This is a genomic window from Streptomyces sp. NPDC058691, assembly GCF_042714775.1.
Taxonomy (GTDB): domain Bacteria; phylum Actinomycetota; class Actinomycetes; order Streptomycetales; family Streptomycetaceae; genus Actinacidiphila.
In genome coordinates this window covers 1-11,733 of record NZ_JBHXSO010000014.1, presented here as the reverse complement: position 1 = coordinate 11,733, position 11,733 = coordinate 1, and the positions used below count along the sequence as shown (strand labels likewise).

The 11,733-nt window shown below is 71.9% G+C and carries 11 protein-coding genes; 9 read left to right on the top strand and 2 right to left on the bottom strand.

The features are described from left to right. Positions 1-70: 70 nt before the first annotated feature. Complete coding sequence (locus ACFWVC_RS12215) at positions 71-520, bottom strand: metallopeptidase family protein (RefSeq protein WP_384282926.1); 450 nt, start codon at positions 518-520, stop codon at positions 71-73. A 349-nt stretch (positions 521-869) separates the two neighbouring features. On the opposite strand from ACFWVC_RS12215, the gene ACFWVC_RS12210 reads away from it, so the two are divergent. From ACFWVC_RS12210 to ACFWVC_RS12175, 8 genes are all read left to right on the top strand, one after another. After that, positions 870-1,244 carry a DUF3499 domain-containing protein gene (locus ACFWVC_RS12210; protein ID WP_384282924.1) on the top strand — a complete coding sequence of 125 codons (375 nt, stop codon included), beginning with the start codon at positions 870-872 and terminating at the stop codon, positions 1,242-1,244. Positions 1,245-1,401: 157 nt separating this feature from the next. Beyond that, entirely contained in the window at positions 1,402-2,760 is a 1,359-nt protein-coding gene (locus ACFWVC_RS12205; protein ID WP_384282921.1) for a phosphomannomutase/phosphoglucomutase, read from the top strand. 227 nt (positions 2,761-2,987) lie between these two features. Then, the gene (locus tag ACFWVC_RS12200) at positions 2,988-3,167 is read left to right on the top strand and encodes a Trm112 family protein (RefSeq protein ID WP_319661606.1); all 180 of its coding nucleotides are present in this window, start codon (positions 2,988-2,990) and stop codon (positions 3,165-3,167) included. A 46-nt stretch (positions 3,168-3,213) separates the two neighbouring features. Continuing rightward, positions 3,214-4,365: an SIS domain-containing protein gene (locus ACFWVC_RS12195; RefSeq protein ID WP_384282918.1), complete on the top strand. Its 1,152-nt coding sequence runs from the start codon at positions 3,214-3,216 to the stop codon at positions 4,363-4,365. 4 nt (positions 4,366-4,369) lie between these two features. After that, positions 4,370-5,593 (top strand): mannose-6-phosphate isomerase, class I, encoded by a 1,224-nt coding sequence (gene manA / locus ACFWVC_RS12190; RefSeq protein ID WP_384282915.1) that lies wholly within the window; start codon positions 4,370-4,372, stop codon positions 5,591-5,593. Positions 5,594-5,689: 96 nt separating this feature from the next. Further along, positions 5,690-6,643, top strand: coding sequence for a cation diffusion facilitator family transporter (locus ACFWVC_RS12185; protein WP_384282911.1), 954 nt, complete (start codon positions 5,690-5,692; stop codon positions 6,641-6,643). Between the two features lie 238 nt (positions 6,644-6,881). Further along, positions 6,882-8,333: an adenosylhomocysteinase gene (ahcY, locus tag ACFWVC_RS12180; RefSeq protein WP_384282908.1), complete on the top strand. Its 1,452-nt coding sequence runs from the start codon at positions 6,882-6,884 to the stop codon at positions 8,331-8,333. 120 nt (positions 8,334-8,453) lie between these two features. Next, positions 8,454-9,077, top strand: a complete 624-nt coding sequence (locus ACFWVC_RS12175; RefSeq protein ID WP_384282903.1) for a hypothetical protein — start codon at positions 8,454-8,456, stop codon at positions 9,075-9,077. A gap of 4 nt (positions 9,078-9,081) precedes the next feature. Here ACFWVC_RS12175 and ACFWVC_RS12170 read toward each other — a convergent pair whose 3' ends face one another. Further along, positions 9,082-10,119 carry an RDD family protein gene (locus tag ACFWVC_RS12170; RefSeq protein WP_384282899.1) on the bottom strand — a complete coding sequence of 346 codons (1,038 nt, stop codon included), beginning with the start codon at positions 10,117-10,119 and terminating at the stop codon, positions 9,082-9,084. A gap of 96 nt (positions 10,120-10,215) precedes the next feature. On the opposite strand from ACFWVC_RS12170, the gene ACFWVC_RS12165 reads away from it, so the two are divergent. Continuing rightward, entirely contained in the window at positions 10,216-11,223 is a 1,008-nt protein-coding gene (locus ACFWVC_RS12165) for a stage II sporulation protein M (protein ID WP_384282896.1), read from the top strand. The last annotated feature ends 510 nt before the right edge of the window (positions 11,224-11,733 follow it).

Sequence of the window (11,733 nt, the reverse complement as noted above, 5' to 3'; positions counted from 1 at the left end):
GCCGACGAGTCGGGCCGGGGACGCGATCGCGTCCCGGGCCCGACTCATCGGCGCAGACCCGCCGTTCGCGTCATCCCTCGCCGTAGCGGGGGTCGACGTTCTCCGGGGAGAGCCCCAGCAGTTCGGCCACCTGCTCCACGACCACGTCGTGCACCAGCAGCGCGCGCTCCTCGCGGGTCTTGGCCCGGATCTCCACCGGCCGCCGGTACACCACGATCCGGTGCGGGCTGCCCTTGCGGCCGCCGAGCAGCCGGCCGAGCGGCACTCCGTCCTCGGAGGACCCGGCGGCCTCGTCGTCGGACCCGCCGGACGGCCATGGCACCTCCTGCACGGCGAACTCCACCTCCGACAGTTGCGGCCACCTCCGCTCCAGACGGTCGGCCGCGTCCCGTACGAGGTCGTCGAAGGCGTCGGCGCGGCTGAGTGCCAGCGGCACCTGCGGTGGCGCGATGGGGCCGCGCATGCCGCGTCCGTGTCGGTCGCGGCGGCGCTGGCGGGGTGCGGGCGAAGGGGTGTCCATCACCTCTGAGAGTAGCCGCCGGGAGGCCCGGGTATGCGGGCCCGTGGCCGGTGCCATCACCACGGGGTACGAGGACCGGACATCCGGCGCGATGTCGCGGAATGTACGGTCGCGCGAGGTGTCGTCCCCGCAATTCCCCGCCTCTGACTGCCGGGCTGCCGGTAAATGACGCCATTTGACGCGTTTGGTGACGGCAGTCATCGTCGGTTGGGTCGTACATTTCCGGCCCTTCGCAGGTCAGGGCCGCGGGTCGCAGGTCGGGCCATCCCGGCGAACCGGGACGACACGACGGAGTGAGGTCCCGGGGAGTCGTCGCGGCCCGCTCAAGAGTGCGGTACCGTCCAACGTCGTGAGCCCTGTACGTCGCTGTTCGCGCACCGCGTGTGGCCGTCCCGCCGTCGCGACGCTGACGTACGTCTACGCGGACTCCACCGCCGTGCTCGGCCCCCTCGCGACCTATGCCGAACCCCACTGCTACGACCTGTGCTCCGAGCACTCCGAGCGCCTCACCGCCCCGCGCGGCTGGGAGGTCGTGCGCCTCGCCACCGACACCGGCCCCACCCGCCCCAGCGGTGACGACCTGGAGGCGCTCGCCAACGCCGTGCGCGAGGCCGCCCGCCCCCCGGAGCGCGACGGTGGCAAGCCGACCGGCGGCCGGGGCGGCGACCCGATGGAGATCGCCCGGCGCGGCCACCTGCGCGTCCTGCGCTCGCCCGACTCCTGACCCCGGTCATTCCCGCCCGTTTCCGGCCATCCTTGCCCGGGACCGGTGCGCGACCGCGATCCGCCGTGCTGGGTACCGCTCGTCCGGATGTTCAGGTATGCCCGGTAGGTTGGGCGACAGCCCATGACCGGCAACCGGACAGAGTGGAGCACATGCGGTGACCGATCTCTCCCAGCTCGTGAAGGCGTACGACGTCCGTGGAGTCGTCCCCGACCAATGGGGCGAGCCGCTCGCCGAGCTCTTCGGCGCGGCCTTCGTCACCGTGACCGGCGCCGACGCGATCGTGACCGGCCACGACATGCGGCCGTCCTCGCCCGGTCTGTCCCGGGCCTTCGCCCGCGGCGCCGCCTCCCGGGGCGCGTCGGTCACCGAGATCGGGCTCTGTTCGACCGACCAGCTCTACTTCGCCAGCGGCAAGCTCGGCCTGCCCGGCGCGATGTTCACCGCCAGCCACAACCCGGCCCGTTACAACGGCATCAAGATGTGCCGCGCGGGTGCCGCGCCGGTCGGCCAGGAGACCGGTCTCACCGAGATCCGCGAACTCGTCGAGCAGTGGTCCGAGACCGGCCTGCCGGCGAGCGACGCCACCCCCGGCGGGATCACCCAGCAGGACCTGCTCAGCGACTACGCCGCCCACCTGCGCACCCTTGTCGACCTCACCGCCATCCGGCCCCTGAAGGTCGTCGTCGACGCCGGCAACGGCATGGGCGGCCACACCGTCCCGACCGTGTTCGACGGGCTGCCCCTCGACCTCGTGCCGATGTACTTCGAGCTCGACGGCACCTTCCCCAACCACGAGGCGAACCCGCTCGACCCCAAGAACATCGTCGACCTGCAGGAGAAGGTCCGGGAGACCGGCGCCGACATCGGCATCGCCTTCGACGGCGACGCCGACCGCTGCTTCGTCGTGGACGAGCGCGGCGAGCCCGTCGCCCCCTCCGCCATCACCGCACTGGTCGCGGCGCGCGAACTGGCCAAGCACCCCGGCTCCACCGTCATCCACAACCTGATCACCTCGTGGTCCGTCCCCGAGGTCGTCAAGGAGCACGGCGGCACCCCCGTCCGCACCCGCGTCGGCCACTCCTTCATCAAGCAGGAAATGGCCCGCACCGGCGCCGTGTTCGGCGGTGAGCACTCCGCGCACTACTACTTCCGCGACTTCTGGAACGCCGACACCGGCATGCTCGCCGCCCTCCACGTCCTCGCCGCCCTCGGCGGCCAGGACGGCCCGCTGTCCGGGCTCGTCGCCGAGTACGACCGGTACGCCGCCTCCGGCGAGATCAACACCGCCGTCGACGACCAGGCCGGCCGCACCGCCGCCGTCCGCGCGGCCTTCGCCGACCGCCCGGACGTCACGATCGACGAGCTCGACGGCCTGACCGTCACCTCCGGGGACTGGTGGTTCAACCTCCGCCCATCCAACACCGAGCCGCTGCTGCGCCTGAACGTCGAGGCCCGCACCGCCGACCTTGTCGCCGAGGTCCGCGACGAGGTGCTGGCGATCGTCCGCGCCTGAGCCGCCGGGCCGCCCCACCCCGCACATCCACGCATTCCCGGCGCCCCGCTCAGGGCGCCGGGAATGCGCGCACCCGAGCGGGACGTGCTCCCCGCGCCGCCAACGCCCCGGCGATACGCTGAAACGGCCAACCGGCCCGACGGCCGGAAGGCCGCTCGTACGGCCTGCACGGCCCGCCCGCCCCGCCCGGACACCACGGGCACCGACCCGAAGGAAGTCGCGACACCATGCCGCTCGTCGAAGCCAGCCTCCTGGAAATCCTCGCCTGCCCCGCCTGCCACGCCCCCCTCCGCGAGGATGTCGACGCCCGCGAGCTCGCCTGCACCTCCGGCGACTGCGGCCTGGCCTACCCCGTCCGCGACGACATCCCCGTCCTGCTGGTCGACGAGGCCCGCCGCCCGGCGTAACGCCCGCATCCGACCCGACAGACCAGGACCGGGAGGTCACGCCACGATGCTGGACGAGACGCTGCTCGACGACCCCGAGGGCCTTGCCCGCGCCGACACCCGGGGCCTGCTCCTCGGTGTCGCCGCCGCGGGGGCCCGCGTGCGCACCGCCGCCCGCCTGGCGCAGGAGGCGGGCATAGGGGAACTGAAGCCGGACGGCCGCCCCCGCAGCGTCCTCGTCGCGGGCCCCGGCGCGGCCACCGCCGCCACCGTCGCCGATCTGCTGGCGGCCCTCGGCAGCGGCAGCGCCCCCGTCCTGTCGTTGCGCCCCACCGGCCCCGCTCCGTACGACCTGCACTGGACCCTGCCCGGCTGGGCCGGCCCGCTCGACCTGCTGCTCATCGCCAGTCCCATGGGCACCGAGGCCGGCCTGGCCGACCTCATCGAACAGGCCTACCGCCGCGGCTGCACCGCCGCCGCCGTCGTGCCCGCCGGGTCGCCCATCGCCGAGGCCATCGCCCAGGTACGCGGCCTGGTCCTGCCGTACGCCGCCGCTCCCGCGCCCGGCGCGTCCGACGCCGCCGACCCCGATGAGGACCTGGGCGCCTTCTGGGCCCTGCTCACCCCGCTGCTCGCCCTCGGCGACCGGATCGGCCTGCTGCCCGCGCCCGCCGACGCCATCGAGCGCGTCGCGGACCGCCTGGACGAGGTCGCCGCCCGCTGCGGCCCCGCCATCGCCACCTACAGCAACCCCGCCAAGGCGCTCGCCTCCGAACTCGCCGAATCCCTCCCCGTGTTGTGGAGCGAGGGCCCCGTGTCCGCCGTCGCCGCACGTCGTTTCGCCGCGACCATCGCCTCCCGCGCGGGACGCCCCGCCCTGCACGGCGAACTCCCCGAAGCCGTCGACACCCACGGCGCGCTGCTCGCGGGCGCCCTGGCCGGTGCCCTGGACCCCGACGACTTCTTCCGCGACCGCGTCGAGGAACCCGAGGACCTGCGCCTGCGGGTCGTCCTGCTGCACCGCCCCGGCAACGGCAACCAGGCCCCCGCCACCAGCTCCGCCGCTGTCGCCCGGGAGTTCACCACCACCCACGACACCCCGCTCAGCGAACTCGCCGCCGCCGCCGACAGCACCGAGCTGGACGCCGCCGTCGAACTCCTCGCCGTGACGGATTTCGCCTCCGTTTACCTTGCCGTCACCTCCGCTGGGAGATCATGAGCCCATGGACCGGCTGACCAACACCATTCGCCCGTACGCGTGGGGCTCCACGACCGCCATCCCCGAGCTTCTGGGCACCAGCCCCACGGGCGAACCGCAGGCCGAACTGTGGATGGGCGCCCACCCCGGCGCCCCCTCCCGCGTCGACCGCGGCAGCGGTCCGGTCCCGCTCGACCAGGTCATCGCCGCCGACCCGCGCGCCGAACTCGGCTCCGCCGCCGTCGAGCGCTTCGGCCCCCGGCTGCCGTTCCTCCTCAAGGTGCTGGCCGCCGGCTCCCCGCTGTCGCTGCAGGTCCACCCCGACCTCGCGCAGGCCGCCGCCGGCTTCGCCGACGAGGAGGCCCGCGGCATCCCCGTGGACGCCCCGCACCGCAACTACCGGGACGCCAACCACAAGCCGGAGATGATCGTCGCCCTCACGCCCTTCGAGGGCCTGTGCGGCTTCCGGCACCCCCAGGAGACCGCCGATCTCCTCTCCGGCCTCGGCGTCGACTCCCTCAAGCCCTTCGTGGACATCCTGCACGCGCACCCCGAGGCCGCCGCCCTGCGCGAAGTCCTCACCGCCGTGCTCGGCGCCGAACGCCACGCCATCGCCGGCACCGTGGGCGAGGCCGCCGAGGCAGCAGGCCGCCTCGCCGGCGAAGGCGGCCCGTACGCCGACGCCTACGCCGCCTACGCGTCCATCGCCCACACCTACCCGGGCGACCCCGGCGTCATCGCCGCCATGCTGCTCAACCACATTCGCCTCCAGCCCGGCGAGGCCCTCTTCCTCGGCGCCGGCATCCCGCACGCCTACCTCAGCGGTCTCGGCGTCGAGATCATGGCCAACTCCGACAACGTCCTGCGCTGCGGCCTCACCCCCAAGCACGTCGACGTCCCCGAACTGCTGCGCATCGTCCGCTTCGAGTCGGCCGACCCCGGCGTCCTGCGCCCCGAGGCCTCCCCGGACGGCGAGGAGCTCTACACCACCCCCATCGAGGAGTTCCGCCTCTCCCGCTACGCCCTCGCCGCCGGCGGCGCCCCCCGCGCCCTCGACGACCGCACCGCGCAGATCCTGCTCTGCACCGAGGGCACGGCCACCGTCCGCGCCGCCCACGCCGACGGCACCGCCGGCGAACAGCAGCGGGAACTCGCCCTGGCCCCCGGCCAGTCCGCCTACGTGCCCGCGCGCGAACAGGTCCAACTCCTCGGCGAGGGAACGGTCTTCCGTGCCACCGTGGTGGCCTGACGCACCCGCCCGATCGCGGCCTGCAAGAATGTCCCGCCGTAGTGCCGTAAAGACCGGGCAAAGACCGGTGGCCGACGGAAGGGATACCCAGCACCTATGAGCGCGTCAGGCGGAACCAAGGCGATCGTCGCCGCATTGGGCGCCAACCTTGCCATCGCGGTGGCCAAGTTCGTGGCGTTCGCCTTCAGCGGCTCGTCCTCCATGCTCGCCGAAGGCGTCCACTCGGTCGCCGACTCGGGCAACCAGGCGCTGCTCCTGCTGGGCGGCAAGAAGGCCAAGAAGGCCGCCACGGAGGAGCACCCCTTCGGCTACGGGCGTGAGCGGTACATCTACGGATTCCTCGTCTCCATCGTCCTGTTCACCATCGGTGGTGTCTTCGCGCTCTACGAGGGCTACGAGAAGGTGCAGCACCCGCACGAGATCGAGCACTGGTACTGGCCCATCGGCGTCCTCGTCTTCGCGATCGTGGCCGAGGGCTTCTCCTTCCGCACCGCCATCCAGGAGTCCAACGGACTGCGCGGCCAGCAGACCTGGGCCCAGTTCATCCGCACCGCCAAGGCCCCCGAACTGCCCGTCGTCCTGCTGGAGGACTTCGGCGCCCTCGTCGGCCTCGTCCTCGCCCTCATCGGCGTCGGCGTGTCCCTGGTCACGGGCAACGGCGTCTGGGACGGCGTCGGCACCCTGTGCATCGGCACCCTGCTCGTCATCATCGCCCTCGTCCTCGCCTCCGAGACCAAGTCCCTTCTGCTCGGCGAGGCCGCCGGCCCGCAGACCGTCGCCCACATCCGCGAGGCCATCGTCGACGGCGACACCGTCACCGGCGTGATCCACATGCGCACCCTCCACCTCGGCCCCGAGGAACTCCTCGTCGCCGCCAAGATCGCCGTCCAGCACGACGACACGGCCGCCGAGGTCGCCCACGCCATCGACGCCGCCGAGGCCCGCATCCGCGAGGCCGTCCCCATCGCCCGGGTGATCTACCTGGAACCCGACATCTGCCGCGAGCAGAAGGCGGCCCCCGAGGCGCCGGCCGCCCCGGAAACGGCCTGATCCCTCCACGCCACCTCCACCAGGGGTCCGGTCCCGGCCTGGCGCTCGGTGTAGATTCATGGGTAGCCAGACGTCGCTGCTGATGGCGGTCGGGCGGTCCGCTCTCCGGACCGTCCGAGGGAGAGAGGGCCTCCGACGGGCTGAGCTGCGGTCGAGGGAGACGTATGTCCGCATGCCTCCCACGCCCCGCAGCGGAAAAGCCGATGTCCGCTCTCGAACCACCCCACGAGGAGACTGCATGTCCCCCGTCAGCAACGACTTCAAGGTCGCCGACCTCTCGCTGGCCGAGTTCGGCCGCAAGGAGATCACCCTCGCCGAGCACGAGATGCCCGGCCTGATGGCGATCCGCGCGGAGTACGCCGCCACCCAGCCGCTCGCCGGCGCCCGCATCACCGGCTCGCTGCACATGACCGTGCAGACCGCCGTGCTCATCGAGACCCTTGCCGCCCTCGGCGCGCAGGTCCGCTGGGCGTCCTGCAACATCTTCTCCACGCAGGACCACGCCGCCGCGGCCATCGCCGTCGGCCCCAACGGCACCGTCGACAACCCCCAGGGCATCCCGGTCTTCGCCTGGAAGGGCGAGAGCCTCTCCGAGTACTGGTGGTGCACCGAGCAGGCCCTCACCTGGGCCGACTCGCCCACCGGCGGCCCGAACATGATCCTCGACGACGGCGGCGACGCCACGCTCCTGGTCCACAAGGGCGTCGAGTTCGAGAAGGCCGGCGCGGCCCCGGACCCCGCCACCGCCGACAGCGACGAGTACCGCGAGATCCTCACGATGCTCAACCGCACCCTCGGCGAGAATCCGCAGAAGTGGACCCAGCTGGCCTCCGAGATCCGCGGCGTCACCGAGGAGACCACCACCGGCGTCCACCGCCTGTACGAGATGCAGCGCGACGGCACCCTGCTCTTCCCGGCCATCAACGTCAACGACGCGGTCACCAAGTCGAAGTTCGACAACAAGTACGGCTGCCGCCACTCGCTCATCGACGGCATCAACCGCGCCACCGACGTCCTCATCGGCGGCAAGGTCGCCGTGGTCTGCGGCTACGGCGACGTCGGCAAGGGCTGCGCCGAGTCCCTTCGCGGCCAGGGCGCCCGCGTCATCGTCACCGAGATCGACCCCATCAACGCCCTCCAGGCCGCGATGGACGGCTACCAGGTCACCGTGCTCGAGGACGTCGTCGAGACCGCCGACATCTTCGTCACCACCACCGGCAACCGCGACATCATCCTCGCCGAGCACATGCAGCGCATGAAGCACCAGGCGATCGTCGGCAACATCGGTCACTTCGACAACGAGATCGACATGGCCGGCCTCGCCAAGACCCCCGGCATCGTCAAGGACGAGGTCAAGCCCCAGGTCCACACCTGGACCTTCCCCGACGGCCGGACCCTCATCGTGCTCTCCGAGGGCCGCCTGCTGAACCTCGGCAACGCCACCGGACACCCCTCGTTCGTGATGTCCAACTCCTTCTCGGACCAGACCCTGGCCCAGATCGAGCTGTTCACCAAGCCCGAGGAGTACCCGATCGGCGTCTACGTCCTGCCCAAGCAGCTCGACGAGAAGGTCGCCCGGCTCCACCTCGACGCCCTCGGCGTCAAGCTCACCACCCTGCGCCCGGAGCAGGCCTCCTACATCGGCGTCCCGGTCGAGGGCCCGTACAAGCCCGACCACTACCGCTACTGAGGCAACCGCCGACGCCGCGAACACCGCGGCGCCCCGGCACCACCTCAGCCGGCCCGCAGGCCCCCGCCCCCGGCGGGGGCCTGCCCCGTACCACCGGGACCGCCCCCGTAAGGTCGACCCATGCCCCGCGGCCGCTACTCCTTCCACGACACGCACGACCACACCCCCCTCGGCGAAGAACACTTCCACTGCGCCACCGGCCCCTCCGGCTGGCGCTACACCGCGCAGACCACGCACGCCGACGGCAGCCACGCGGGCTCCATCGACCTCACCGTCGACGAACTCGGCCGCCCCATCCGCCTGGAGCTCAACGCCGCGAGCTGGCAGGTCCGCGGCGCCGCCCTCGAAGGCGTCACCTGGGTACGCACCGATCCCTCCGGCGAACACGCCCAGGAGGGAAACGTCCGGGCACACGCCTTCAGCGGCGTATCCCCTGCCTTCTACATCGCGACCGCGCGCCTGCTGCGCCTGCACCCCGGCGCCCCGGCCACCCGCGTACGTCTCGTCGCATTCCAGCCCCCCGTACTCGCACCCCGCACCCTCGACCAGTCGTGGGCTCTGGTGAAGAGCGAAGCACACCCCACTGACAACGGACCCCTGACCGTGGACGAATACCAGGTCAGCGCACTCGACACCGGCGAACAGCACACCGTGCACATCGCCGGCGACGTCGTCCTCGCGGCCCCCGGCATCGAACTCGAGGACCTCGAATCACCTCCGTCGCAATTCCCGGCGACGGACTGACCGTTCAGGCCGGGGGAGCGAACCCGCTCGACGGCGCGGACGACGTCGGCGGTCCAGGCGGGGCAGGCAGGGTGGGCGGGACGACGGACGGAACGGGAGAGGCGGGGGAGACCGGGGGAGCAGGGAGAAGGACCGGGGTACCCGCCGAGCCCGCCGCCGGCGGCACCGGCGCCGGCCCCCCGGGTACCCCCCAGCCCTGCGCCGAAGCCTGCGCGTGCACGAACCCCGGCGCACCGAAGACCCGCCGCGCGTCCCGCGCCTGCCGCTCGGCCACCACCGCCGCCAGATACGCCACCGCGGGCGTCCCCTGCGGCACCGGTGCCCCCGTGTACGCCGACACGTCCGCCGCCAGCCGCTCCGCCATCGACCACCCCAGCTGCGGATCCAGTTGGTGCATGCGCGCCAGGTACTGCCGCACCGCCAGCCACAGCCCCTCGGGCACCGCCGAGAGGTCCACCCCGGACACCTGCTCGGCCAGCCACGGCGGAGCGGGCGGCATGGCCTGTGGGGCCTGCGGTACCGGTATCCGCTCTCGCACCACCAGCGTCCCCGCGAAGACGTCCCCGACCCGCCGCCCCCGTGCCGAGACGAGCGAGGCGATGCAGGCGATCACCCCGAGAAACGCCTGGATCTCGATCACCCCCACCGCCCCCCGCACCAGCGCGTGCCGGAAACGGATCGGACCGCCGTCGTCCCGTACCACCCGCAGCCCGCACGCCAGCTTCCCCAGCGAGCGCCCCCGCGACAGCGTCTCCACCGCGATCGGCACGCCGATCAGCACAAGCACCAGCGATGCCACGTACACCGCGGCCACCGCGGCATCGTCCAGCGACGCCGTCGCCGCGAGCAGCCCCAGCGAGACGACCATGTACCCACCGAAATAGACGACGGCGTCCAGCGCCGCCGCCAGCGCCCGGCTAGGCAACCGCGCCGGCTGCAGACCCAGCTCCACCGCCTCGCCGGTCACCAACCGGCCGGCACCGCCCGCCTCGTGGGCCGAGCCTCCGCCCCCCGCACCACTCGTACCGATCGCACCGCTCATACGGGCACCCTCCTCGATCCCACCCCGGAACCCGGCCCGACCAGTCTGCCCCGTCTGCCAAGCTGGGACCTCCCGGCCAGCCAGGAGCAGCGACCCATGGACCTCGACGTCTTCGCAGCCGCGCATCGCCACGAGTGGGACCGGCTGGACGCCCTGCTGCACCGCGGCAGGCGCCTCACCGGCGAAGAGGCCGACGAACTCGTCACCCTCTACCAGCGCGCCGCCACTCATCTCTCTCTTGTCCAGTCCAGCGCACCCGACCCCGCCCTCGTCGGACGCCTCACCACCCTGGTCGCCCGCGCCCGCAGTGCCGTCACCGGCGCCCGCACTCCCGGCTGGCGCGACGTGGCCCACTTCTTCACGGCGGCCTTCCCCGCCGCCGTCTACCGCTCACGCCACTGGTGGGTCCCCACCGCCCTGTTCTCCACGGCGCTCGCCGTGGTCATCGGCTGGTGGGTCGCCACGCACCCGCACGTCCAGGCCGCCATCGCCGCCCCCGACGAACTGCGGACCCTCACCCGCCCCGGCGGCGAGTACGAGTCCTACTACTCCAGCCACCCCGCCACCTCCTTCGCGGCACAGGTCTGGACGAACAACGCCATGGCCGTCGGCTACTGCCTCGTCCTCGGCGCGTTCCTCGGACTCCCTGTGCTCTACGTCCTCTTCGAGAACATGCTCAACCTGGGCATCGGCCTCGGCCTCATGGGCTCCGCCGGCCGACTCGACACGTTCCTCGGCCTGCTGCTCCCGCACGGGCTCCTCGAACTCACCGCGGTCTTCGTCGCCGCTGGCACGGGCCTGCGCCTCGGCTGGACCGTCATCGACCCCGGTCCGCGCCCTCGTCGGACAGCCCTCGCCGAAGAGGGACGGGCCGCGGTCGGCATGGCAATCGGGCTCGCCGCCGTTCTTTTCGTCTCCGGCGTCATCGAAGCCTTCGTCACCCCCTCCGGCCTGCCCACCTGGGCCCGCATCGCCATCGGCGTCGCGGCCGAGCTCGCCTTCCTCACGTACGTCTACGTGCCGGGACGCCGCGCCGCCGACGCCGGCGAGACCGGCGACCTTGAGCGTTCCGACCGCAGCGACGTCCTCCCCACGGCAGCATGACCCGGATGGCGCAGCGTGTGGATGTGCATCTGGTGCCGCTGACCTGCTAGTCTCCTCTTCGCCCCAAGAAACCTGTTGACACGGGTGGATTGGGGAGGTAGATTCGAGAAGTTGCCAACGAACTGGACAAGTTCGAGGCCAGCGGATAGGATCTAGTCCGCTTCGAAGAATCTTCGATCGCAGCGAAATCTCCCAGGATGAAAATCCCGAGTATTTCTTCGCGTCGTCCATTCGAAAAGCAAATCCCCCCGCCGGCGGGAATCGGGCCCGAAAGTGTCTGATAAGCTGGTGACAACGAAGGGAAAGCCCGGAGGGGCCGGTGAAACGGTCTCGAAGGAAGCTTCCGTTCCTTGAGAACTCAACAGCGTGCCAAAAGTCAACGCCAGATATGTTGATACCCCGTCTCCGGACCGAATGGTCTGGGGCGAGGTTCCTTTGAAGAAAAACACAGCGAGGACGCTGGGCACGTCGGGATTATTCCTCCCGATGGTGCCGCTCTCGTGAAGACAT